Origin of the sequence: Akkermansia biwaensis, from assembly GCF_026072915.1 — a bacterium.
Classification (GTDB): domain Bacteria; phylum Verrucomicrobiota; class Verrucomicrobiia; order Verrucomicrobiales; family Akkermansiaceae; genus Akkermansia; species Akkermansia biwaensis.
On the sequence record NZ_AP025943.1, the window covers coordinates 2,977,741 to 3,002,465 of the forward strand.

Genomic DNA, 24,725 nt, shown 5'->3' on the forward strand with positions numbered 1-24,725 from the left:
TAAAAGATGAACACGCATTCCGCCTATCCCTTCTACTTCGAATATTACATGTCCCAGGCCCTGTTTCATGCAGACCAGTCCCTCTGGGAAGCGTGGAACCATAAAAACATACACTACCTCCACGCATCCCAGACGCCCAACGGTTCCTGGCTGAGCGACAGGGGAAGTTCCTATGCCACCTCTCTGGCACTCCTTTCGATTGCCCTGAATTACCGCTTCCTGCCCATTTACGAACAATAAGCACACCCACACCCTTTCCATGAAAAAAGCCTTTTGTTTCCTGTTGATTGTCCTGGGAATGGCGGTCATGCCGCAGCCGGGGATGGCCCAGTCTTCCCTGCGCACCTCTTCCCCGGTGCCCCCGCAGGTAGAACTGATGTACGTCAAGGGCCTCAGATTCCTCCAGAACGCCCAGAAAACGGACGGCACCTATGAAGGCACCTACGGCCAGGAACCCGGTATTATCGGCTTCTGCCTGATGTCCGTTCTCGCCCACGGGGACGATCCGAACACGGGGCCGTACGCCACCATGGTGCGCCGCTGCCTCAACTACATTCTCGCCAAGCAGAACAAAAGTTCCGGCTACATAGGGGATTCCATGTACAACCACGGATTCGCCACCCTGGCGCTGGCGGAGGCCTACGGCATGGTGCGCGACGACCGCATAGGCCCCGCCCTTCATAAGGCCGTGGCCCTGACGCTGACCGCCCAGAAGAAGAACAAGACGGGCGGCTGGCGCTACGCGCCGGATTCCACGGACGCGGACAGCACGGTGACGGGCTGCCAGCTCGTCTCCCTGTACGCCGCACGGAACGCGGGCATTCCCGTGCCGGACGAGGCTTTTGAACGCGGCCTCAAGTACATGGCCTCCTGCCGCGACAGCAAGGGAGGCTACGGATATACCGGACCTTCCGGTCCCCGCGTCACCCTCACGGCCATCGGCTCCCTGACCTTGTCCCTGGCGCGCCAGAAGTCGGACCCGTCCTTCAAAACCTCCCTGGCCTTCCTGAAAAAGAACCTCAATTATCGGGATTCCTCCTATCCGTTCTACTTCGAGTACTACATGTCCCAGGCTCTTTTCCATGCGGATCTGGACACTTGGAAGGAATGGAATTATAAGAACATGCGGTATCTGGGCGCTTCCCAGGCACCCAACGGTTCCTGGCTGTCCGACTATTCCGCGGCCTATTCCACGTCCGCCGCCCTTCTCTCCCTCGCTCTCAACTACAGATTCCTGCCCATTTATGAAAAATAGGATCCGTCTTGCACTCCTTCTGGCTCCCGCCTGCCTGCTGCACGCGTGGGCGGCCCCTACCGTTGACGTAGTGATGGAAGACAATTACCGCCTCCGCGGAGAAATCGTCTCTTTCGGAAAACAGGGGCTGGTCATCAGGCATCCGTCCGTGCGCCAGAACGTCTCCATTCTTCCGTCGGAAATAAGAGCCGTCTATTTCACGGATACCGCTCCTCCCGACCTGCGGGCCAGGGACAAGATTTTCATCTCCACCGGCCACCGGGACATTATTCCGTGCAACATTACTTCCATCTCGTCCGACAAGGTGCAGTACCGGGACATGTTCGGCACTTCCCGTTCCATCCCCCGCAGCCAGGTGGCCGGCTTCCGCCTGGGAACGCTCCAGCAGAAGGGATTCTGGCAGGAACCCCTGGTATTTGACAACAGCTGGCTTTATTCCGGAGACAATGAGAACGACTACCGCATCCAGTCCGGCAGAAAACTGATGAATGCCATGAATCCGAAGCTGGACGGAGAGAAGTACCAGTACAAGCTGTCCAACGGCAATTATCCCACCTGGGTGCCCCTGTACAAGAGCATCGGGCTGGACCCTTCCTCCTTCACCTTCCGGATTGCCCTGACGATGGACGGCAGCAGCGACCGCGCCGGCATTGTCTTCTGCTTCGGCGGCAAGGAAAACGTTACGTTCAGATCCAACGCCGGCAGCAGCCTCAACAGGCTCATGCTCAGCATTGCGCCCGGCAAATGCACGCTGCTCAGGGAACAGAAGTCCGGCATCCTCCTGCTGGGGGAAGTGGACATCCCGGCCCCGAAAATGACGGCGGGGATAGACATCCAGCTGACTTCCTCCCGGCACGAGAACAATGAACAGGTTTACGAATTGCTGGTAGGGGACATGCCGCCCAAGCTGATCAAGGATCCTTCCCCTCCCGAACAGCAGCTGGAAGGGGACGCCTTCGGCCTCCAGATGGAAGGGCACATCTCCCTGACCATCACGAAGCTCCAGCTTTCCGCCATTTCCCTGAGCGCTAAGGCCCTGACCAAGAACGACACCCAGGGGACGGACCTGGTCGTGACGAAGGAGGAGGACGCCATTCCCGGCTCCATCAACAGCTACAATGACAGGGACAAGATGCTGAACCTCTCCACGGACAAGGAATATCCCGGCGTTCCAAGAGAGCTTTCCATTCCGGCCAGATACCTGGACACGGTCTTTTTTGCGGAACCGGAAAAACAGGACGCCGTCCGGGATGAAGCCCGCCACAGCATCCAGATGAAAGACGGTTCCCGCCTGCACGGCGACATCCGGAGCATGGACTCCGGAAAGGTCGTTCTCCAGCATTCCCTGCTGGGCCAGGTCTCCCTGCCGTTGAAGAATATTACCCGCGTGGAGTTCCTGAATTCCGCCCAACCCTCCCGCTCCACTCCCTGACGATGAGCCCGACCATGAAACAAGCCCCCCTGTTGTTCCTGTCCGCCTGCACCCTTCTGGCCGCAGCCCACTTCCCCGCCGCGCGCGCGGAAGGCGTCATCACGCTCAAATCCGGAGAAAGCCTGCCCGGGAAGATAGACGCCCTGCAGGACCAATACCTGAAAGTGCAGTCCAGAATCCTTTCCCGCCCGGTGGACCTCAAGGTGGAGGAACTGGACCAGATCACCTCTTCCGTGCCCCTGGCTATTCCGGAACAGTTTTCCATCATCAGGCTGGAAAACGGCGACGAGTTATACGGCACGCTGAAATCCCTGGATGCGGAATCCCTTCAGTTGGAAACCTCCTGGGGCGGCCTGCTTCCCGTCAACAGAAACCACGTGCGGTACATCGGCTTCGACAAACAGAAAGCCTACCTGCGCAATGCCACGGAATCCCTCCAGGGATGGACATCCGCAGGCAACAGCATGCTGCCGGAATGCCGCAACGGCTCCTGGATCATGCGCGGCTCCAACAATACGGAACTGCAAACCAAATTCGACATGCCGCCCCGGCTGCATGTCCAGTTCTCCGTTTACCACACCAATTCTTTCCGAGTCCATGTCTTCCTGTGGAACGACGACAATTCCCAAAACAAGGTGGAAATGACCGTTTCCCTGGAAAAGGCGGAACTGAACAAGGTCAGCTCCGGCCATCACAAGACCATAGGAAGAGTCAAAAGGCAGACGGAAAGGAACTGGTACTCCGACAAGGGGGTCAAGCGTTCCGACGTGCAGTTTTACGCGGACCGGGAAAAGGGGAATTACTACCTGTACCTCAACGGGAAGCAGATCGCCCGGTGGGAGGAAGGCAAGGAATTGCAGAACATCTTTGAAAACGAGGAAGCCGACGAAGAGGAAGAAGACGGAAAAGATGCCAAACCTCACGATTTCAAGCCCGGCAACATTCTTGGCATCCGCGGCTACGATTCCCAGAACATGGCCCTGAACAATATGAACGTGCTGGAGTGGAACGGCGCCCTTCCCTATCCTCCGGAGGAACAGGACATTGTCGGCAAATACGACAGGGAATCCTCCACGGACAAGGTGATGCTGGTGAACGGTGACGTTCTCCGCGGCAGCATTTCCCTTCAGGAAGACGGCAGAATCCGTGTCAAATCCAATCATTACGACGTCATCGTGCCCACATCCAAGGTGCGTTCCCTGAACCAGAAGAAAGAGGAGGAGAAAAAGGCGGCGCAGGACAATTCCGACGTGCGCGTTTTCCTGGCCGACCAGAGCATCGTTTCCATCCGGCTGGATGCCGTCCGGGACGGCCGCCTGGAGGGGCATTCCTCCGCACTCGGCAAAGTCAGCATCCCCATCCAGTCCCTGCGGAAAGTCCTGTTCAATCTCCAGAGTCCGGAACTTAAAAAACAGCGGGAAAATCCGTTCCTGGGCAGGTAGGGGGAAGGTAGCCTTTTTTGAAAAAAGGCTGCATGGCGCATCCTTCCCTACTACTCCGGAGCGAAAAAAACGTTACGGAGCAGTCCCGGAGGGCCTAATTTCCTTCCATTTCCTCCGCACGGCGCACGGCGCTTTTCACGGCCTGAATCCAGGCATTGCGGAAACCGCATTCATCCAGCGCATTCAGGGCGGCAATCGTGGTGCCGCCGGGGGACGTGACGGCATCGCGGAGGGCCATGGGATGTTCCCCCGTCTGTTCCAGCATCAGGGCGGAGCCGAGCATGGTGCCGGCGGCCAGTTCCAGGGCCGTTTTTCTGGGAAGACCCATGGCCACTCCGGCGTCGGAGAGAGCGTCCAGAGCCGTGAACATGTAGGCGGGGCCGCAGCCGGAAATGGCGGAAACGGCGTTCATCCGGGATTCCTCCACCTTGAAGACGGAGCCGCAGCCGGACAGCAGGCGCCGCGCCGCTTCTTCGTCCTCGTCCGTGACGGCTGTTCCCGGACTGTAGGCAATGACGCCGGAGAGCACCATGCACGGGGTATTGGGCATGGCGCGCACGATGCGCGTTCCGTCGCAGGCGCGCTCCTCCATTTCGTCCAGGGTGACGGCGGCGGCTATGGAAATCAGGAGGGGCAGTTCCCTGTCGCCCTCGGAAAGAGCGGAAATCAGGGGAAGAACGGCATGAGGCTTGACGGCCAAGACCAGGGCTTCCACGGCATCCGCAGCCGCCTCTTCAGATTCCGCCTCATGCACGCCGGGATGTTCCGCCTGGAGTGCCGCCATATTCTCCTTATGATGATCGTACACCCATACGTCCTGCGGAGCCACGGCTCCGGATTTGAGCATGCCCCGCAGCAGGGCTCCTCCCATTTTGCCAAGTCCGATAATGCCTGTTTTCATCGTTAAAATTCCTTTTTTCTAAAAAGCCATGCGGCCAGCGTCATATGAAAGACGAAGTAGCCCAGCGTGATCAGCGCCAGGCTGCCGAAGAGGGAAAGGGGGATCACCTGACCGTTCAGGGCGGAATCCGTCACGGAATAAATCTGGAAGTTCGGAAAAATGAGGGAGAAGAGCTTGCCGCCCGTTACCTCCCACCAGGACAGGCCGCTCGTTCCGGAGCCCATCCACATGGAGAGCGCCTGCGTCTGGAACAGGCCCGCCAGATACACCATGAACGTCAGCAGCGCGCTGATGATGGTGCCGTTGGTGATGCAGGACATCAGCAGGGTCAGGGAGGAAAGAACCACGAATTCGCACATCATCACGCCCAGCCCCACCTGGACGTTCCAGGTAGCGCCCTGCAGGCGTATCCTGTCCAGGTAAGGCTGCATTTCCTCTACGGTATAACGGCCTTTCAGGGCGGCCATCTGTTCGGCCACAACCGTATCCGTGCGGAGCCAGAGCACCAGCGTCATGACCGCATCCATCAGCAGCATGGCTATCAGCGTCAGGGCCAGCACCCCCAGCACCTTCCCCATCAGGTAGTCGATGCGCGGCACGGGCTTGCACAGGATGGTGTACAGGATGCGGTCCTCCGCATCCTTGGGAATGATCAGCGCCGTGGCGGCCACGCAGAAGAACAGGCCGAACACCCGCATGGCTCCGTACGCGGAGTTTTTCAGCAGCACCAGTTCATTGATTCCCCCCGTTTCCGGCCCCAGCACCTCGCTCAGCCGGAAGGAACTCAGAGCCAGCAGAGCCAGGGCAAACAACCCAAGGAAAAGAAACACCTTCATGCGGACCAGCTGCGTGAAGGTGGTACCGGCGATTACGGCCATGCGCCCGGGCGAAGGTATATAACCGGAGGTAATCCATGCCATGCGGACCATTTTGCCGGATTCCTCTTTAAATAAAAGAGCTTTTTATTTCATGTGCATGAACTCCTTCCTTCTTGAAGAAAACGCCGGCGCGTGGTCTCATGGGGCGCATATGAGTTTACGATCCCAACTGGAAGAATTGCTGCCGGAGCTTTTGCCGTCCGATCCGGCCCAGGCCATCAAGGGAACCGAACTCATACGCCTGGTACGGCTGAGGCTGGGGGAGGAGTATTCCGACGCTTCCCTGCGCTACCATTTTTCCTTCATGGCCTCCGAGCCTGATTCGGAAATCGCCAAGGTGGAGCGCGGCCAGGGCTATTACAGGCGCCAGCGGGACCGCGGCGGCAAGTCCGCCGCCAGAGGGCTTCTGCCCCTGTTCCTGGGGGAAGAAGAATCCGACGCGCTGAATTGCCGCGCCAGGGCCCTGGCGCTGGCCGTGCGGCAATACGATACCACGGGGCGCGGAGTCTTCGTTTTCAGCACCAGTGAAACGGGCTCCTCCTGGACAAAACCGGACCTGGCCGTCGTGGAATGGCCGGAAGGGGAGTGGGAAGGAAACGCCCTGGTGTTTGACAGGAGCGCCCTGGAACGCCGCCGCATGATCGGCGCGCCCATGATGGGCATCCGGGGTGTCTGCGTCGCCTGCATGCCGGGGGGAGAAGAGGCCAGGAAGGATTTTTTCCGTACCCTGGCCACGTCCCGGTGGGCCCAGTGCGGGGAACTCGTCATCGTCGGCGAACTGCCGGACGATTCCGAATGCGCGGAACTGCGCGGGCTGGCCGCCGAGTTCGGCGTGGGCGTAATCTGCCTGGAAATTGCGGAGGAACGCCTGTGCGAGCTGCCGGGCGCGGAAGAAATTTTCAAGGCCGGGGACGAGGAATGCGCCGCCCTGCTGGCGGAGCTCACCCCCATCCGCCTGGCCGCAGGCCGCGTGAAAGCCCTGGAAGCGGACACGGGGGAGACGCTGGGCGGGGAATTCGGCGCCCTGTTCGACTGGCTGGCCGCCTGCCTGGAGCGCGGGAGCGTGGAAGAGTACGAGTTCAGAGTCTCCTGCTACTGAACAAAACTGAGAGATTCTTGACAGAGGGACCTTATTGAATTAAAGACTTTCCCAACCCCACCCCCCATTACCCCCCTCATGGAACAAGAAACCCTGGTTTATCCGCTTGCAGACAATACCGTCCTGCAAGACAAATACACGATCCTGAACGTGCTGAACGCTGGCGGCTTCGGCATCACCTACCTGGCGCTGGACAATCCGAATTCCCGCTATGTGGTCATCAAGGAATGCATGCCGGACGCCTACGCCTACCGGGACCTGAATACCGGTTGCGTCCATCCGCGGGACGAACAGACGGCCACCAGCTTCGCCCAGAGCATCGCCAACTCCCAGCAGGAAGCGTCCGTCCTGTCCCAGCTCAGCCATCCGGGCATCGTGCAGGTGTTTGACATATTCGACGCCAACGGCACCTGCTACTACGTCATGGAAAACATCCAGGGGCAGACCCTGTTCGACCTCATGACTTCCATGCACGCTTCCGGGCAATCCATGGACCCCGCCCAAGCCATGGACCTTCTTTTCCGGATTCTGGACATCCTGCACTACCTGCATTCCATGGGCGTGTACCACTGCGACATCAAGCCGGGCAACATCTTCATCCAGCCGGACGGCACTCCCAAGCTGATCGACTTCGGAGCGGTGCGCACCAAAACCCTCCAGCACCAGGGCCTGGTCCAGATCACTCCCGGCTACACTCCTCCGGAATTCTACCCGGGGCGCAGGAGTGAAATCGGCCCCTGGTGCGACATATACGAACTGGGAGCCACCTTTTACGAACTACTCACGGGCCAGGTTCCCCAGCCCGCCGACCAGCGTTCCGTGGTGGACCGCAACCCCAAGGTGACCAGCTACGCGATTCTCCGCCAGACGTACCCGATGAATTTCCTCTCCGGGATAGACAAGGCGCTTTCTCCCGACGAACGCAACCGCTTCCATTCCGCCAAGGCATGGCATGACTACATCAACGCCATGGGCGCGGCGGGAACCCTGAAAGCGGGGGGAGTGGCCAGAAAAACCCTTCCCAAGGCACGGAAAAAGTCATCCGCCGGAACCGCCTTCCTGATCATCCTCCTCATTGCGGGGGCGGCTCTCTGGGTCTGCTGGAAACAGGGACTGGTCAATTTTTAACCGGCATTTCCCTTCATGATCAATCTGACGGAAGAGCTGGCCCCCCTTGCCGGACCGGGCATGCACCTGCCTGCGGCCACGCTTGACCCCTCCCTTATCCGGGCCGTCATGATTAACGAAGTGGTTCCGGAACATCCCGAAGACGATTTTTACGGAGCGAACGATCCGCCTTTTTACCTGACCACGGCTCTTCCCCTGTTCCAGAGGGCCGGACTGCCGGCGCAATCCATCCGCGACGTGACGGACGCAGGCGTTTACATCACCAATGCGGTGAAAACGCCCAAAAAAGACACGAACGTGCCGGCAGAGGACATCGTCCTGTCCCTGCCTCTGCTGGAACATGAACTGGACCTGTTTCCCCGCCTGAAAGCCGTCATGCTGATGGGGGACGTGGCCAGAAAGGCCTTCAACCTGATCTGGAAAAAGAAAACCGGGCGGAATGCCCTGCCCGCCGTTTCCACATACAAATTGCGGAAAACGCCGCTTTACGCGGAAAATATCCGGATTTTCCCCTCCTACATCATGACGGGCCGCAACATTCTGATTGAGAAATCAAAAGCGGACATGGCCGCAGAAGACATCCGCACCATGCTTGAAATCATCCGCAGCTAGGGTCCGGCAACCGAGAAGGGAACGGCTTTTCAAGGATTGTCCTTTCTGCCGGAAGGAGCCTTTCCTGCCGGAATTCCGTTTTTCACGGTTTACCCTCCTTTTTCCGGCGCCTTTTCTCTTCGGGCACGACTTTTCCTCTATCATGTCGGACGGGAACGCGCATCCCTGGCGCAGCCACAACAAAGAAAGCCGGACCCCGGCCATCATGGCGCAAAGGTCCGGCTTCCGAAGTACTTATCAAGTAACTGTGTTTACAGGCTGTCTCCGAAGTCCTGGCGGAATTTGGCGGCCAGTTTTTCAGGCCAGTCGCTCTTGGCGCGGAGCCTGCCCATGAAGAAGCGCAGGACGGGGGGTTCTTCCACGAATTCCAGGCCGCCGATCAACTCCCGGTTGTCGTAGAGCCATTTCATCCGGTCCGCCGTGTACTTGACCTGGGACAGCGTGAAGACGCGGCGCGGGAAGGCCAGGCGGAGAAGTTCCACGTCCGCCAGAACGTCGTTGCCGTTCTCGTCCCGGACGCTGGAAAGGGTGCCGCGCTCCATGCCGCGTACGCCGGAGGCGATGAAGAAGGCCGCCGCCAGGGCTCCCGCGGGATAATCCTCCTGCGGAATATGGGAAAGGAAGCTGCCCGCGTCAATGTGGGCCCCCAAGCCGCCGGCAGGCGTGACGCAGGGAATGCCCATGTCCACCATCTGGCCGATGAAGTATTCAATGAAGGAGGGACTCTGGGAGATCACCGTCAGGTCCGTGGTTTCATACAGGCCCACGGCCATGGCTTCAATTTCACGCACGGAGATGCCGCCGTAAGTCAGGAAGCCTTCAAACAGGGGAACGAGGTGTTCCATTTTTTTGGCGATGGCGGGATCGTTCGTGCAGATGCCGCCGCCGCGGGACGAGGAAACCTTGCGGGCGGAGAAGTACACCAGTTCCGCCAGACTGCACATCGTTTTCAGGATTTCCGCGCAGGAACTGTCCTTGAATTCTTCCTCGCGCATCTTGATGAAGTACGCGTTTTCACCGATCAGGGAGGCGTCCAGCACCATCATGATGCCGTGTTCGTCGCAAATTTTGCGGATTTCCCGCATGTTGGCAATGGAGAAGGGCTGGCCGCCAATCAGGTTGGTGGAAGCTTCCATGCGCACGAAGGGAATCTTGTCCGCGCCGTGCCGCGCGATGCAGTCGCGCAGCTTGTCCGGATCCAGGTTGCCCTTGAACGGATTGGAGCTGACCGGGTTTACGGCGTCATCAGCCACCAGTTCCTCGATTTTGCCGCCGTTCAGGTCGATATGGGCGTGGGTGGTCGTGAAGTGGTAATTCATGGGAACCACGTCGCCGGGCTTCACGAAGGTGCGGGAAATGATGTTTTCGCAGGCGCGCCCCTGGTGGGCGGGCAGAAGGTATTTTTTGCCGAATACGTCTTCCACAGCCTTTTTCAAGCGGTCAAAGCTCTGGGAGCCGGCATAGGCGTCGTCCGCACGGAACATGGCGGCGATCTGGTTGTCGCTCATTGCGTTGACGCCGGAATCCGTCAGCATGTCCAGATAAACGTCATTCGTGCTGAGCTGGAAGGTGTTGAAACCCGCTTCCCGTGCGGCTTCCAGGCGGCGCTCCACGGGAACGAGGTGCAGCTTCTGGACTACGCGGACCTTGTGCAATTCCAGAGGAATCTGCTCTCCATTGTAAAATTTGACAGAGTTGGATGTTTCTGAATTCATGAAGCATAAACTTTAGCAAAATTTCTCTTCCGTGCAAATCAAATTCGACTGGAAAGGGTGGAGTCCGGCAGGCTTTGAAGGGCTGGAGGAAATGGTGTGGGGAACTGCGGAAAATGATGCTGTTCCGGAGGGAATATAGGGGATATAGGGAGGATAAGGGGAATAGGGGGGATGGATTCAATAGTTGGAAGAATTCTTTCACAGCTCCGGAAAGTGAATTTACCGTCGTCCCGGATTATTTCACGCCGCAATATCGATAAAAACAGTATAAAATCTTAACAATTAAACATTTGAAAACATTCTTCACAAATAATTCTATCCATGGCCACGGTGGACAACGCCTTGGAACAGGCAGCAATGCCGGCGGAGGGAAATCTCTGGTTCCAGACAGGAACGATACCTATTTTTAAAACCTATGAAAGAATTATGGAGATTGATTCAACAGAACGTAGGTGTTGACGCGGACGGAATTCCAGGCCCCAAGACGGCGCAGGCCCTCATGAAGAAGCTGGATATCCAGCCTCCGGCCCATACGTGGCCCAGCCAGGCGGAGGTGCGTTCAGGGAATTCCATGTTCGGCCGTGCGGGAGACGAAAGGTCCCTGACGAATATCAGGCTGCCCTATGTGATGCGCATTGCCTGGGAACCGGAGAGAACCGTTTCCACCATGCGCTGCCACAAGATGGTTGCGGAACCCCTCACCCGCATTTTCCAGGCGGCGTTGGACCATTACGGCATGGAGAAGATCAGGGAAATGGGCCTGGACCTGTACGGCGGCTGCTTCAACGACCGCGCGATCATCGGCGGCAAGGCCACGTCCATGCACGCCTGGGGCATTGCCGTAGACATGGACCCGGACAGGAACGGCCTGAACGTCCATTCTCCCCACGCCGTTTTTTCCCGGCCCGATTATGCCGCATTCTGGGAGATCGTGGAGGCGGAAGGCGCCGTTTCCCTGGGCCGCGCGCGCGATTACGACTGGATGCACTTCCAGTTCGCTACTCTCTGACCGCAGCGGCTTGATCCGCATTCCATCCTTCCTCCCAGCGGCGGCGGAGCCGGTCCCAGCCCTCCCCTTCCCGGCCATGGCCCAGAAAGGAGCGTTTTTTGAGTTCCTGAAAGCTTTCGCCGGGGAGGTGGAGGAGTTCTCCGCGGTCATAGGCATCCTGGTCGCACATGCCGTTGAAAAGGGGAGTCCATTGCCAGCGGCGCACGCCCAGGTAGTCCTTGAAGGTATCCACCAGTTCCGTCGTGCAGTTGGCCGTTACGGTGTTGTAGTACCGCGGCCGGGAGTGGAAGCCGTTGATTTTTTCCACAAAGCCCAGAAAGGCCTTTTTCAGGTCGTCCCTGCCGATGTTGATCCGGTACAGGTACATGTCTTCCTTCCTGTAGGTAGTGCGCAGGGCGAAGAGGTCTTCCTCGTCCGCCAGGATGTAGATGATATTGAATTGCTTGTAGAGCCCCGGCACGGTTCCCTGCTCCACTCCCTCAGGCAGGCGCGTTTCTGCGGAAAGGGCCAGGTGCTTCCCGTCCTCAAAGCCGAAGGAGAGCATGGTGTGCGCCACAAATTCCATCCCGTCCCAGTGGCTGACGGCAAAGTCCAGCGTGGAGAGTTTGTCCAGGTCGAAACGGCGCGTGACATAGCGCGCATCAAAGTCCTGCTCCGTGCGGTAGATGAAGCTGCGCACATTTGTCACGACCACTTCATTTCCATTGATTTCCACGGAAGGAAGGCGGCTCCAGGAGGGTTGCCATTCCTTGTCGTTCGTGGCCGGGATGCACAGGTAATATACCAGAAGAAGGAGCAGAATTCCCCAGGAGAACCACCAGGCAGCCGGGTACCGTTTCCGGAAGGCAAAGGCGCAGGCCATTCCAGCCGCGTACAGCCACACCAGCACGACGCCGCCCCATACGTTGTAAAATACCACGCCCGCCGCCCAGAAAGCCACGCCGAACCATGCCGCATACATCAGGATGCGGGCGGCTGCCAGTCCGGCACGGCGCAGGGAGGACAGGTTCATGGGAGGAAGCAAGGAAAAGGCCGCGCGCTCCGGTTTCCGAAACGCGCGGCCCACCGGTAAGGATTTATCTGAAGGAAAGACCTTTCACCTTGTCCGTCAGGGATTTCAACACGCGCTGGTGCGCGGCGTCCACTTCCGCGGCGGTCAGGGTCTTGGCCGGGTCCCGGTACAGGAAGGTGTAGGCGATGGATTTGCGGTCCGCGGGCAGCTTCTGTCCGGAGGGGTCCGTAAATACGTCAAAGCAGGAGTAGCTGACGAGCAGTTTTTCCCTGGCGGCTTCAATGGCTTTCACAATGTCCGCGTTCGGCGTGGACAGGGGCAGCTCCATGGCGGCGTCGCGGGAGGAGCCGGGGAACTGCGGCAGGTCGGCGGCTTTGACGGGAGCGGTCAGTATTTCCTGCATCTTGCGCAGGTCCAGTTCCGCCACGTATACGGGCTTGTCCAGTCCCAGTTCCCGGCATCGGGACAGGGAGAGCCGGGCGAAGTAGCCGCAGGCCTTGCCGTCCAGCTGCACGTCCGCACCCAGGGCCGCCTGTTCGCGGGGCCTGGCGGGAGTCAGCGTGAAGGAGTGCCCGGGGGCCAGAACTTCCATCACGGCCAGCAGGTCTTCAAAGGATGACTGTTCCGGCCTGGGGGCCGCCCAGGAGCGGGGCGACCTGTCCCCCGCGATCAAAATGCCGAGCGTGTCCGTTTCAATGTCCCTGCCCTTGCCGCCGCCCGTGTTGCGGAATACGCGGCCCAGTTCAAAGAAGCGCAGCACGGAAGCGCCCTGGTTGCTGTTGCGCACGGCGGCGGCAATCAGGCCGGGCGTGTGCGCCGGGCGCAGGACGGAATGGTCTTCGCTGAGCGGAAGGGCCACGCGGATGATGTCGCCTTCCTGAAGGGGGCGTACCGGCAGGGCGTCCTTCACCTGGGCGATGGCGCCGTCCGCGGATTCGGAAGCGATGAGCTTGATGGTCTGGGTTTCATAAAACCCCAGGGCGGCCAGCTTCCGGCGCAGGCCCATCTGGAAGTTGTAGGCCAGGTCCACGGCGGATTCCGCCACGAAGGGGCCCCGGAACCGGGAGGGGATGCCGTCCAGGCCGAACACGCGCACGATTTCTTCCAGAAGGTCGCAGGCGCGGGTGAGGTCCAGCCGATGCGGAGGAACCAGCCAGTATTCGGATTCCACCTCTTTTCCGGCGATTTCCGCCACGGGACTCAGCCCCAGGGCCGTCAGGATGCGCGCGCCCTCCTCATGCGGGATGGCGCCGCCGGAAATCTGGTCCAGTTCCGCCCAGGGCAGGCGGACAAAGCCAAGCTCGTTTTCCACCGTGGCGCCCTTGCCCTGCTTCAGGGAGGCGAATACGGAGGTGGGGCCGTCCGGAGTCCCGCAGAAGGGAATGGCGGCGTGGGCGGGGTTCGGCGCCGGTTTTCCGGCCACATACGTGGGGGAAGCCGTGCCGCCCGCCAATTCCAGGATAAGCTCCACGGCACGCACGGAACCACGCAGCGTATTCCACGCGGACGTGCCTCGTTCAAAACGGTAGGAGGAGTCGGAAGACAGGGCCAGCCTGCGCGACGTGGCGCGCACGGCGGAGGGCTTGAACCAGGCGGATTCCAGAATGATGTCCATGGTGGACTGGGTCACGCCGCTTTCCTCCCCGCCCATCACACCGCCGATGGCAAGCGCCTTGCCGGACTGGTCCGCCACGACCAGATCCGTACAGTTGAGCGTGTACTCCTGGCCGTCCAGAGCCTTGATGGTTTCCCCTTCATAGGCGGTGCGGGTGACGATGCCGCCCTGCACCCTGGCCGCGTCAAACGCATGAAGAGGGGTTCCCTGTTCATGCAGGACGAAGTTGGTGATGTCCACAATGTTGTTGATGGGGCGCAGTCCGATGGCGACCAGCCGCTCCTTCAGCCATTCCGGGCTTTCCTTCACCTTCACGCCGCTGATTTTCACGGCGGTGTAGTACGGGTTGATTTCCGGCTGGTCCAGACGGACGAAGTCCCCGGCGGGTTCCAGCTCCACCTGGGCGTCGTCGATCGGGACGGGCTTGTATTCGCGGCCGGAGATGGCGGCCAGTTCAAAGGCCATGCCGTTGTGGGAGAGCAGGTCCGGACGGTTGGGCGTCACTTCCACTTCCACGATGGTATCCGCTTTCACGACCTGGGAGATGGGCATGCCCACTTCCAGCTCCTGCGGCAGTATCCAGAGGCCGTGCTCCTTGTCCGGCAGCCCCAGCTCGGAGGCGGAACACAGCATGCCGCGGGATTCCACGCCGCGCAGCTTGCCCACCTTGATTTCAACGTTGCCCGGAAGAACCGCGCCCGGCAGGGCGCAGGGAACCTTGTCGCCCGCCTTGTAGTTCTGCGCTCCGCACACGATCTGGTGCAGCGTGCCGTCGCCCACGTCCACCTGGCAGACTTTCAGGCGGTCCGCCTGAGGGTGCTGTTCGGCGGAGGCCACGCGCGCCACTACCACCAGGGGGGAATCCACGCCCTGCTGGCGGATGTCTTCCACCTCAATCCCGGCAAAGGTCAGCATGTCCGACATTTCGTCCACGCTCAGACCGGCCAGGTCAATGTACTGGGAAAGCCAATTAAGGGAAATTTTCATATCTGGATAAGGTAAGATTTATTGGAATTGGGCGAGGAAACGCACATCGTTTTCAATCAGGGCGCGGATGTCCCGGATACCCCAGCGGATCATGGCCAGGCGGTCCAGGCCGATGCCGAAGGCGAACCCGGTCAGCCCCGCATAACAGGCGCGCACGCCGGGCTCCAGCCCGCGTTCGCGGTCCACGGCTTCAAAGACGTTCGGGTCCACCATGCCGCAGCCCGCGATTTCCACCCAGCGGGGCTCCTGCCCCGCCGCCTTCAGCTTCACGTCGATTTCGAAGCTGGGTTCCGTGAACGGGAAGAAATGGGGGCGGAAGCGGACTTCCGTATCGGAACCGAAGAGGGCGCGCAGGAAGTATTCCAGCGTTCCCTTGAGGTCGCCGACGGAAACGTCCGTGTCCACATACAGCCCTTCAAGCTGGTTGAAGGCGGAAAGGTGCGTGGCGTCGATCTCGTCCCGGCGGTAGGCGGAGCCGGGAGCAATCACGCGCACGGGGGGAAGCTGCTTTTCCATCGAGCGGATCTGAACGGTGGAGGTATGCGTGCGCAGCAGCTTGCCGGAATCAAAGTAAAACGTGTCCTTTTCATTGCGGGCCGGGTGGTCCGCCGGGGTGTTCAGGGCGTCAAAGCAATGGAACTCGTCCTCGATTTCCGGGCCATCCGCCAGCGCGAACCCCATGCGGCGCAGAATGCCGATGGCCTCGTCCCGGACGATGGTCAGCGGATGCAGGCCTCCCAGAGGGAGGGAACGCGCAGGCAGGGTCAGATCCACGCCGGCAACGGCCTCCCTGTCCGCCCGGGCCTGGACTTCCACCAGCTTGGCGTCCAGCGCTTCGGTAATCGCCTTGCGGGCGTCGTTGAGCAGCTGGCCTACGGCGGGCTTTTCCTCTCGGGGCACGTCCTTCATGCCCGTCTGGGCCAGGGTCAGTTCCCCTTTTTTGCCGAGGATGGCGACGCGGGCGTCTTCCACGCCGCGCCTGTCAGACACCTGGGCGATGCGCGCCAGAGCGTCCCGTTGAATGCGTACGATCTCTTCCTTCATAAAATTTGACGGGCAATAGATTACCCGTCCCCTCCGCCAGCGTCAAGCCCTTCGGACGGCGGGGGATCTCCAAAAAACAAAAGAGCCCGGACCGGAAAGGCGAAGAAACAGCACATCCTCTCACGATCTAATACCTAATCCTTAATCATTAATATCTCCCTGAAAAATTACACGTATCCCGGCTGGGCGGACATGCGTCCGGAAATCATGCCGAGTACGCAGAAAAAGGTATAAACCAGGCAGAACGGCAGGAAGGAGCCACCCTGATGCAGAAAGGTGGTGAAGAACAGGCTCAGAAGGGCTCCCATGGTAAAACCGATGCCCTGGGACATGCCGGAAAGCCTGATTGACTCGGAAGGAGTCCGGGCGCGTTCCACCATCAGAGCCATCCCGCGGCTGAACACGGTTCCCGTCGCCAGGCCGAACAGAATAGCCATCCAGAGAGCCCAGTCCAGCGGAAGATAAAGAATACCCCAGCAGGAAAGGGCCGCCAGTGCCATGGCCATCACGATAAGCAGGCCCCGGCCTCCCGTGGCCTTCTCCAGCGCGTGCGCGGAAAGCGTGGCGGGCAGCTGGGCGAACATGGCTACGGAAAGAATGAACCCAGCGTCCATGTAGCTCATGCCGCGCTGTCGCAGGAAAATCGGAATCCAGGTATAAAAGAAGTAGGCCGCCCCCACGCGGCTCAAATAAAAGATGGTGACCTGCCATGCCTTGCTGCTGCGCAGCAGGTTGTGTCCGGAAGACGCCGGATCGCTCGGGAGCATGCCGACCGGATGCTTGAGGAAGTAGGCGCCCCATACCAGCATTCCCAGCAGAATGGGAATAATCCACACTCCCAGGCCGAAGCGCCACCCTCCCAGCATGTTGGAGATGGGTACGGACAAGCCGGAGGCCACGGCGCTCCCCACGCCGATCATCGCGCTGTAAACGCCCATCATGGCGGAAGCGTGGTCCGGGAACTGGTGCTTGATCAACCCGGGAATGGCCGCTCCGGCAATCCCCATGCCCAGCCCCATCAGAACCATGCCGCCGTACAGGCCCGCCACGCCGTCCCAGCTGCGCCAGAAAATCCCGGCCACGGCCAGAAGCTGGAACCAGAAAATGATTTTCCACGGCGTCATCCAGCGCGCGACGCGCGGAGAAATGGGAGCCGCCACGCCCAGCACAAACACGGGCAGCAGGGCAAACAACCCTGAATTCTCCAGGGAAAGCCCCATATCCTTTTCAATTGTCCCCAACAGAGGATCGGGAGAATCAAACCCGGTGCGCAGGTTGAAGCAGACAATCAGAAAAGCCGCCAGCAACAGTATTTTGCCTTTCATAATCCCAGAAGAATCCGTCTTATCCATCCCATATTATACAGCATCCCCGCCGCTTGCGTTCAAAACGCGTTTCCCGGCAGGGAATCCGTTTTTGCCGGCTGCCGGGGAGCGGAAGCCTCCCTTTCTCCTCCCCGTGCAGCATTACGGAAATTCGCGGATATTATTTAAAATTAGAATAATTCTCTTGACTTTGATACCTTCCCCTATTACGAGGAGATATGTTTACTTCACATTCATCTCCTGAAAAATGCCTTCATTATGCCGAACAATTGCAGAAACTGGGCATCAATTTCATCAGAGTGGCCATTTTTGTCGTGTTCGCGTGGATCGGCGGACTCAAGGCCTTTCAATATGAAGCGGACGGCATCGTTCCCTTTGTCGCCAACAGCCCGATGATGAGCTTTTTCTACAACAAGGAGGCTCCGGAATACAAGCAGCACATGAACAAGGAAGGCGCCGTGGTGCCGGAAAACATTGCCTGGCACAAGGAGAACAACACCTACGGGTTTTCCTACGGGCTGGGGGTTCTGATCGTTTCCATCGGCACGCTGGTGCTGCTGGGCCTTTTCTTCCCGAAGGTGGGCCTGGCGGGAGACTGCCTGGCGATCATCATGACTTTCGGCACTCTGTCCTTCCTCATCACCACGCCGGAAACATGGGTGCCCGACCTTGGAGGCCCGAACCACGGCTTCCCCTACCTGAGCGGAGCCGGACGCCTGGTGATCAAGGATATTGTCATCATGGCCGGCGCGGTCACGCTGCTGGGAACGGATATCAAGCGCATTCTGAAAGCGCGCCTCGGCTGTACGACTGGTGAAAAATCCTGCTGCTGCCGGAACGACTAACCCTTTCACACCTTACCTCCTTTCATCCCGTCCTTGCCGCAAGCAGGGACGGGATTTTCTTTTCCAGAGAGGCCCCCTCTAAATAGATACGTGGACCGTCTTTTGGAGGAAAAAGCCGTTTCCAGCCGTCCAGAGGCCATCCGGTCCAAATTCCACGCAGGGAATGCCGATACCTATGAAGCGCATCAGCGCCGTTTTCAAGAATGGCCAGCGCCAGCCGCAGGGGCTCCCCACGAACTTCCCGGCAGTTTATTTCTCCCATTTCCGGCCTTGTACGGAACACAAGTCTTTCAAATAAGCATTTCTTCTCCACCTCCCTTTCCCTGGGGATGTACTCCCCGTTTTCCCGCGCCTCCATTCCGATCCGTTTCCCCGGCGTTCCCCTATAAGCCGCATTCAGCGGTGAATGCCGTATCCGCTTTCCAGGGCATTCTCTGGCGTCCACCGCCGGGCCCAGCACCTTCCTGCCGGCATGCCGCAAACACGGAGCAGGCCGTCCGGTAAGTTCGCCTTTGCCAGGGAGATGCCCGTCTTTCCCCCGCATCATGGCCGCCGCGGTCAATGCGGCCTTTTTGACCCGTACATCCCATGAATGACTGATTCCGTCCCTGATAAATGGAAGATATTTTTCCGTCCTCTCCGGTTTCTCCGCCCCTCCCGTTCGATGGTGCGCGGGCCTTCTCCATCACCAATTCATGGTCTCCATTAACACAATGGCCGGCTTTCAGATATTCATTCCTGCCGCTGGCGGTCCCAAGCATCCCGGTTTCTTCCGTAACGCCGGAAGCTTCCACCACCGAAAACCGGCGGAAGGAACGCGCTGAAAAGGCGTGTTTTCCCTTTCATCCCGCCCCGCCTCTCCATGAAAAAGCGCCGCCGTCCCAGAAGGAACGGCGGCGCCAGAACACGCTAACCTCTTAAGATGTTATTTGGCAGGCCTCTTTCCATACACCAGGGTGCGCTTGCCGTCCCAGGAGACAGCTTCAATCCTGGTAGAGCCTTCCGGATACGTCACCGTTGTGGAGGAATTGTCCTTGGAGTCCGTGCCGACCATCGTCGCGCGGACCAGTTCATTATCCTTGTAGGTTTCAAATACGACGACGTTTTTCCACACGTCATGGGAAATGATACGGCGGTTGCCCTGCTCCGTGATGCCCTGGTTGTAGGAACCGCGGACCGCAAGACGGTTTTTGTAGGCTTCCACGCTGTTGACGGAGATGTAGTAGATAACCGGGCTTTCCGGCTTTTTGTACTTCCTGGCGTAGGCGACCAGATTCCTGCAATCCGCCTCCGTAATGGTCATGCGGGCGCAGGTGTAGTCGTCCAGTTCCTGGTCAATGGGCTTGAGCATCCCGGTTTTCCGGAAGAAGTCCGTCAGGTCCTGTTTGGAAACGTCGCACGCGTTTTTCATGAACGCCAGCTGGAGTTCGCCATCCTTCTTGCCCGCGGTGTCCATCTTGATGGCCTTGTAGAAGATGTCCGGATAAAAGTCCGGATTCCCCTTGCCGGCCACCTTGAAGTAAAGCTCCAGCTGCCACAGGGGGGCCAGTTTCACAAAGTGGTCATGCACCATCGGGCGGTTGTCGCCGCCGGAACGCTTGTCCGGCCCGGCCTGGATGAGCCAGTTTTCCCCTTTCACGATGCCGTTGTTCAGATAGGCGTTGAAACGGCCGCCGATCATGTTGCCGTCGCCCCCGTTGATCCGTTCGTGCTCCAGGCGCATGCTGGTGGGGTTCAGCATGTAGTTCACATAGGCGGAATAAATGTTGTTGGTCACTTCCCCGGTAGAGACCCATTTCATGGCGGGCCGCACCTGGTTGACATGGCCGAATTCGTGGGCGATGCCCCAGGCGCTGCCGGGAATCTTGTCCGGATTGGCTACTTCCTTCATCGTTCCGTTGTGGAAGGCCGCGCCCGTGCCGTCCGCATGCATGAATCCCTGCCAGATTACGCGCCCGAACATTCTGTTCTTGGGAAGCATCTTGTACTTGTACAGTCCCATGATCTGCTGTTCCATGCCGATGATCCTGTCATACAGGGCGATCAGTTCCTCACCCTTGTCCGGGCAGACCTGCCTGAGTTCCTCCACCGGGTACACCAGGTGGACGCGGCTGCCCACAATGTCGATGACCTCCGTCGGGGAGTTTTCCAGCATCTTCTTCCAGTCGCTGTTCTTGTGCACGCCGCCCACGAAGACGCCGTTCACCTTGCCGGAGGGAATGGAGACCTTCACCTTTCCGGCTTTCTTGTAGTTGGGCGTGAAGTATTCGATGTAGCCCAGCCCCTTGTTCTTGGCTTTAAAAATGTTGACGCCCGCCTTCAGCGGGTAGGAACTGCGGCCTCCGCCGCGCCCGAAGTTCTGGATGACCAGGGAAAGCTTTTCATCCTTGGGGTCTCCCATGATGACCAGCACGTCCTCTCCTTCTTCAAAGAAAATGCCCGTGGGGTTTTCAAATTTGCTGTACTGGCTGGTGCGCAGGCGGTCCGCCAGGTCCTTCACCGGTTCGTACGGTTCCGCCAGCATGGTGCGGGACTTGCTGTCGTACTTCTTGTCCGCCATCTGCTGGGCGATCCGGCGCACGAAGGGGTCGCGGATTTTCGCAATCCGGTCACGGTTCACGGCGGGCTTCAGCGCCACCATGAATTCATTCGTGAAGACATTGGAATCCAGCGCCTTCAGACCTTCTTCCGTAATGGGGGGTTGCTGAACCTCCTGGGCCGGGAGCACGCCGCCCCCCAGCCATCCGCAGACGGCCAGCAGAAGACACCCTTTTTTGAAAAGCTGTGAAAGCATCATGATTATAAAGTAATACTGGTGAGTTTCCGCAATTGTTTCAAGGAAAATTCCCCGCCGGACCGCCGGACCGGAAAAAAACCGGATTGTGTGACATGGGATGACGCCCAAAATGTTAAAAAGTGTCCACCCTCTTGACGGCTCTTCTATAATGGTGCCCGCAACACATTTTTCCATATGAATACAGAAACACATCAATTTCAGGCGGAAGTCCGGCAGCTGCTGGACATTGTCATCAATGCCCTGTACAGCGACCGCGAGATTTTCGTCAGGGAACTCGTCTCCAACGCTTCGGACGCCCTGGAAAAACTGCGCGTGAAACAGTTGACGGACTCCAACATCTACCAGCCGGACAAGCCGCTGGAAATCAGCATCACCACGGACAAGGACAACAAGACCATCACCATCGCGGACACCGGCATCGGCATGACGGAAGCGGACCTGGTGGAGAACCTCGGCACCATCGCGCACTCCGGCACCAAGAAGTTCCTGGAGGCGCTGAAGCAGAAGCAGGAAGGCGGAACCGACCTGATCGGCCAGTTCGGCGTGGGGTTCTACAGCTCCTTCATGGTGGCGGAACAGGTGGAAGTGTTCACGCATTCCCATGAACCGGAAGCCGCCTCCCTCCGCTGGGTCTCCGAAGGCCGGGAGGGCTATTCCATTGAAACGCTGGACGAGCCCCTGGACCGCGGCACTCGCATCGTCATCCACCTGAAGGAGGAATACGCGGAGTTCTCCCAGGATTACCGCGTGAAGGAACTGCTCCGCCGTTATTCCAACTTCGTGGCCTTCCCGATCAACTTCAACGGGGAACACATCAACACCGTGCAGGCCATCTGGTCCAAGTCCAAATCCGACGTGAAGCCGGAGGAATACGACGAGTTTTACCAGTTCATCTCCCACACGGACGAGAAGCCCCTCTCCTACATGCATTTCAGCGCGGACGCGCCCATCATGCTCCATTCCCTGCTCTTCATTCCGCGGCGGAATCCGGAAATGTTCGGCTTCGGCCGCGTGGACCCCAACGTGTCCCTGTACTGCAAGCGCGTGCTGATCGACGCGAAGCCGGAAGGGCTGCTGCCCGACTGGCTGCGCTTCCTGAACGGCGTGGTGGACAGCGAAGACCTGCCCCTGAATATCTCCCGCGAAATGCTCCAGGACAATTCCCTGGTGCGCAAGATCAGCGACATCATCACCAAGCGCTTCATCAAGCATCTGGATAAGCTCGCCAAGGACGAGAAGGAAACCTACAAGGAATTCTACGCCCAGTTCTCCCGCTACCTGAAGGAAGGTGTGGTGACCTCCTGGCCGAACAAGGAATCCCTGGGCAAGCTGCTCCGGTTTGAATCCACCGCCACGGATCCGGGGGAAACGACCTCCTTCGAGGAATACATCACCCGCATGAAGGAAGGCCAGACGGCCATTTACGCCCTGACCGGCCCCTCCCGCGCCCATCTGGAAAACAGCCCGTATCTGGAAGCCTTCAAGGCGCGCGGTTATGAAGTGGCCTTCTTCACGGACCATGGGGACGAATTCGTACTGGATTCCCTGTCCAGCGTGGACGCCAAGCCCGTCACGATGATCGACCGCGCGGACGTGGAACTCCCGGAACTGGAAACGGAACAGAAGGACGCCCTGCCGCAGGAGGAAGCCACCGCCCTGGAGGAATGGCTGAAAGAACTTTACCCGGACAAGTTCTCCAAGGTCACCCTGGGCAAGCGCCTGATCAGCGGTCCCGCCGTGGCCCTGCAGAGCGGCAACGACATGGGGCCGGAAATGAGAGCGTACATGAAGGCCATGGGGCAGGAAGTTCCGGAAAACCATCCCCAGCTTGAATTGAACCCCTCCAATCCCCTGGTCAAGAAGCTTTCCGCCCTGCGGACGGAGAATCCGGAACTGGCCCAGATGGTCGCGGACCAGATCGCGAACACGGCCCTGCTCCGCGCCGGCATGCTGGACGACCCCGCCGTGCTCGCCCAGTCCTCCCAGACGCTGATGGAACAGCTTCTGCTGAAGTAAATCAGCCGGAGGTTCATCCCTTCAAGCCGCTTCCCGCCATCCGGGAGCGGCTTTTTACTACCCTTCCCTCCATGGCTCCAGACGCAAAAACACCCCGGCACTTCCTGTTCCTGAAACTGGCGTATGAAACGGTCATGTGCCTGCTGGCCCTGGTGGCCGTCACGCTGGCCGCCATCGACCTGACCTCCGGGGCCGCGGAATGGGAAGTTACCGTGGACCGGGTCATTTACTGGATATTCGTCCTGGACTACGTCATCCGCTTTTTCCTCAGCCCCTCCAAATGGCTCTTTGTGAAAAGCCACGTCTGGGACCTGCTGGCCATCATCCCGTTCGACTCCCTCTTCCGGTTGTTCCGCTTCGCCAGGCTGGAAGAGATCCTGCGGCTCGCCAGGTACCTGGACCTGTTTTCCTACTCCCTGCGGTTCTCCGCGCGCATCCGGCGTTTTTTCAATACGAACGGATTCAAGTACATCTGCATTGCCGCGCTGACCATTATCCTGCTGGGGGCCGTGGGCATCCATCTGGCAGAGGGCATGAGCCTGTCCAACGGCATTTGGTGGTCCTTCGTCACGGCCACCACCGTGGGCTACGGAGACACCTACCCGGTCACCACGCCGGGCAAGTTTCTCGCGGTTTTTCTGATGATTACCGGAATCGGCTTCGTGGGGACGCTCACCAGCACGATCACCTCCTTTTTCCTGCACGGTCACGACGGGGAACCCATGACCTACCGGGAAGAAGTGCTGGACGGCATCAAGAAGAAGCTGGACAGCCTGTCTTCCATGACGGATGAAGACATCGACGCCATGGCTGCCCTGCTGAAAACGCTGAGGGGAGCTCCGCAGGCACCTCCTGCGGAAAAAGAGGAAACGCCTGCTATCCATTCCGGCAAAAACTGACAGAATCCGTTTGGTATTACATCGGAAAAGATGTCCTCTCCGTACCAGAGCAAATACCAAATACTCAACCGTTTTTCAGTGAGAAACTTTTAATTCTCTATGTTGATTACTAACTGACTGGCTATCTCTGCATAAAAGAATCACTGTAATAATGATTCCGACCAAAGGAACTAGTCCCCAAAGCAAAAACCATCCACTCTTTCCTATATCATGAAGCCTGCGAACATCTGCAACGATATTGAAATATACAAAACAAATAAAGATAATAATCCCCGCCAGTACTCCTACATCTTCCCCTGTTATCCTTGATACCATGGCAACACCAATAAAAAACAGAATAGCCATCATTGGCAATATAAGCAATTTTAGCATCCAATATTCAGATCTGGAAATACGGCCAGAAAAACTAATATATTTTTTCAGAAATGTAGTTCTATTTATATTCCTTCTCTTTATAGCCATATTTTCCTCTATCTCTCTACGGATTTTATGCATATCAGAAGCAGACACCGACGATCTCAAAACATCCTGTACATTAACGGCATTACATTCTATCCCTAACTCCTTGGTCATGATTTCTGCAATTACCTTAGAACTCGTTTTTGTCAATATTGCGACGTCCACAAGTTTATTATATGCATCAATACGCGATAGTTTTTCCTCTACCTGTTCCATAATACTTCCTTATTTATGATATTTTTATAAATAAAGTTT

At 58.5% G+C, this 24,725-nt stretch carries 20 protein-coding genes; 11 read left to right on the top strand and 9 right to left on the bottom strand.

Features of this window, described 5'->3' with window-relative positions; all coding sequences use genetic code 11:
• The first annotated feature begins 6 nt into the window (after positions 1 to 6).
• Genes OQH67_RS12240 through OQH67_RS12255 form a run of 4 tightly spaced genes read left to right on the top strand, consistent with a single transcriptional unit; the run spans position 7 to position 4,129 of the window.
• Positions 7 to 240 (top strand): hypothetical protein, encoded by a 234-nt coding sequence (locus OQH67_RS12240; protein ID WP_215436566.1) that lies wholly within the window; start codon positions 7 to 9, stop codon positions 238 to 240.
• Positions 241 to 259: 19 nt separating this feature from the next.
• Positions 260 to 1,255, top strand: a complete 996-nt coding sequence (locus OQH67_RS12245; protein ID WP_215436569.1) for a prenyltransferase/squalene oxidase repeat-containing protein — start codon at positions 260 to 262, stop codon at positions 1,253 to 1,255.
• On the top strand, positions 1,245 to 2,687 hold the full coding sequence (locus OQH67_RS12250; RefSeq protein ID WP_215436572.1) for a hypothetical protein: 1,443 nt from the start codon (positions 1,245 to 1,247) through the stop codon (positions 2,685 to 2,687). Before OQH67_RS12245 ends, OQH67_RS12250 begins: the two co-directional genes overlap by 11 nt.
• A gap of 14 nt (positions 2,688 to 2,701) precedes the next feature.
• Positions 2,702 to 4,129: a hypothetical protein gene (locus OQH67_RS12255; RefSeq protein WP_215436575.1), complete on the top strand. Its 1,428-nt coding sequence runs from the start codon at positions 2,702 to 2,704 to the stop codon at positions 4,127 to 4,129.
• A 94-nt stretch (positions 4,130 to 4,223) separates the two neighbouring features.
• On the opposite strand, the gene proC is transcribed toward OQH67_RS12255, so the two are convergent.
• Together proC and OQH67_RS12265 are read right to left on the bottom strand one after the other, a co-directional pair.
• Positions 4,224 to 5,030 (bottom strand): pyrroline-5-carboxylate reductase, encoded by an 807-nt coding sequence (gene proC, locus OQH67_RS12260; RefSeq protein ID WP_067573152.1) that lies wholly within the window; start codon positions 5,028 to 5,030, stop codon positions 4,224 to 4,226.
• Between the two features lie 2 nt (positions 5,031 to 5,032).
• Entirely contained in the window at positions 5,033 to 5,908 is an 876-nt protein-coding gene (locus OQH67_RS12265) for an ABC transporter permease (protein WP_215458928.1), read from the bottom strand.
• A 151-nt stretch (positions 5,909 to 6,059) separates the two neighbouring features.
• On the opposite strand from OQH67_RS12265, the gene OQH67_RS12270 reads away from it, so the two are divergent.
• From OQH67_RS12270 to OQH67_RS12280, 3 genes are all read left to right on the top strand, one after another.
• Positions 6,060 to 7,007 carry a hypothetical protein gene (locus OQH67_RS12270; RefSeq protein WP_215436581.1) on the top strand — a complete coding sequence of 316 codons (948 nt, stop codon included), beginning with the start codon at positions 6,060 to 6,062 and terminating at the stop codon, positions 7,005 to 7,007.
• Between the two features lie 78 nt (positions 7,008 to 7,085).
• Positions 7,086 to 8,135, top strand: a complete 1,050-nt coding sequence (locus OQH67_RS12275; RefSeq protein ID WP_067573146.1) for a serine/threonine protein kinase — start codon at positions 7,086 to 7,088, stop codon at positions 8,133 to 8,135.
• Between the two features lie 18 nt (positions 8,136 to 8,153).
• Positions 8,154 to 8,747: a uracil-DNA glycosylase family protein gene (locus OQH67_RS12280; protein WP_412249760.1), complete on the top strand. Its 594-nt coding sequence runs from the start codon at positions 8,154 to 8,156 to the stop codon at positions 8,745 to 8,747.
• 251 nt (positions 8,748 to 8,998) lie between these two features.
• Here OQH67_RS12280 and OQH67_RS12285 read toward each other — a convergent pair whose 3' ends face one another.
• Positions 8,999 to 10,462 (bottom strand): tryptophanase, encoded by a 1,464-nt coding sequence (locus OQH67_RS12285; RefSeq protein ID WP_215436587.1) that lies wholly within the window; start codon positions 10,460 to 10,462, stop codon positions 8,999 to 9,001.
• 415 nt (positions 10,463 to 10,877) lie between these two features.
• Between OQH67_RS12285 and OQH67_RS12290 the strand changes: the two genes are divergently transcribed.
• On the top strand, positions 10,878 to 11,471 hold the full coding sequence (locus OQH67_RS12290; protein ID WP_215436590.1) for a M15 family metallopeptidase domain-containing protein: 594 nt from the start codon (positions 10,878 to 10,880) through the stop codon (positions 11,469 to 11,471).
• Here OQH67_RS12290 and OQH67_RS12295 read toward each other — a convergent pair.
• From OQH67_RS12295 to OQH67_RS12310, 4 genes are all read right to left on the bottom strand, one after another.
• On the bottom strand, positions 11,461 to 12,483 hold the full coding sequence (locus OQH67_RS12295; protein WP_215436593.1) for a lipoprotein N-acyltransferase Lnb domain-containing protein: 1,023 nt from the start codon (positions 12,481 to 12,483) through the stop codon (positions 11,461 to 11,463). The genes OQH67_RS12290 and OQH67_RS12295 overlap by 11 nt on opposite strands.
• A 64-nt stretch (positions 12,484 to 12,547) precedes the next feature.
• Complete coding sequence (gene pheT, locus OQH67_RS12300) at positions 12,548 to 15,085, bottom strand: phenylalanine--tRNA ligase subunit beta (RefSeq protein ID WP_215436606.1); 2,538 nt, start codon at positions 15,083 to 15,085, stop codon at positions 12,548 to 12,550.
• Positions 15,086 to 15,103: 18 nt separating this feature from the next.
• Positions 15,104 to 16,129 carry a phenylalanine--tRNA ligase subunit alpha gene (gene pheS, locus OQH67_RS12305; RefSeq protein ID WP_215436609.1) on the bottom strand — a complete coding sequence of 342 codons (1,026 nt, stop codon included), beginning with the start codon at positions 16,127 to 16,129 and terminating at the stop codon, positions 15,104 to 15,106.
• Between the two features lie 167 nt (positions 16,130 to 16,296).
• Entirely contained in the window at positions 16,297 to 17,454 is a 1,158-nt protein-coding gene (locus OQH67_RS12310) for an MFS transporter (protein ID WP_215436617.1), read from the bottom strand.
• A gap of 218 nt (positions 17,455 to 17,672) precedes the next feature.
• On the opposite strand from OQH67_RS12310, the gene OQH67_RS12315 reads away from it, so the two are divergent.
• Positions 17,673 to 18,299, top strand: coding sequence for a DUF417 family protein (locus OQH67_RS12315; RefSeq protein WP_215436620.1), 627 nt, complete (start codon positions 17,673 to 17,675; stop codon positions 18,297 to 18,299).
• 925 nt (positions 18,300 to 19,224) lie between these two features.
• Here the strand turns inward: OQH67_RS12315 and OQH67_RS12320 are convergent.
• Positions 19,225 to 21,096, bottom strand: coding sequence for a M60 family metallopeptidase (locus OQH67_RS12320; RefSeq protein ID WP_215436623.1), 1,872 nt, complete (start codon positions 21,094 to 21,096; stop codon positions 19,225 to 19,227).
• A gap of 174 nt (positions 21,097 to 21,270) precedes the next feature.
• Between OQH67_RS12320 and htpG the strand changes: the two genes are divergently transcribed.
• A complete protein-coding gene (gene htpG / locus OQH67_RS12325; RefSeq protein WP_215436627.1) occupies positions 21,271 to 23,112 on the top strand; it encodes a molecular chaperone HtpG in 1,842 nt (613 codons plus the stop codon).
• A gap of 71 nt (positions 23,113 to 23,183) precedes the next feature.
• Complete coding sequence (locus OQH67_RS12330; protein WP_215436630.1) at positions 23,184 to 24,011, top strand: potassium channel family protein; 828 nt, start codon at positions 23,184 to 23,186, stop codon at positions 24,009 to 24,011.
• Between the two features lie 75 nt (positions 24,012 to 24,086).
• Here the strand turns inward: OQH67_RS12330 and OQH67_RS12335 are convergent, their stop codons facing one another.
• Positions 24,087 to 24,686, bottom strand: coding sequence for a DUF805 domain-containing protein (locus OQH67_RS12335; protein ID WP_215436633.1), 600 nt, complete (start codon positions 24,684 to 24,686; stop codon positions 24,087 to 24,089).
• Between the last annotated feature and the right edge of the window lie 39 nt (positions 24,687 to 24,725).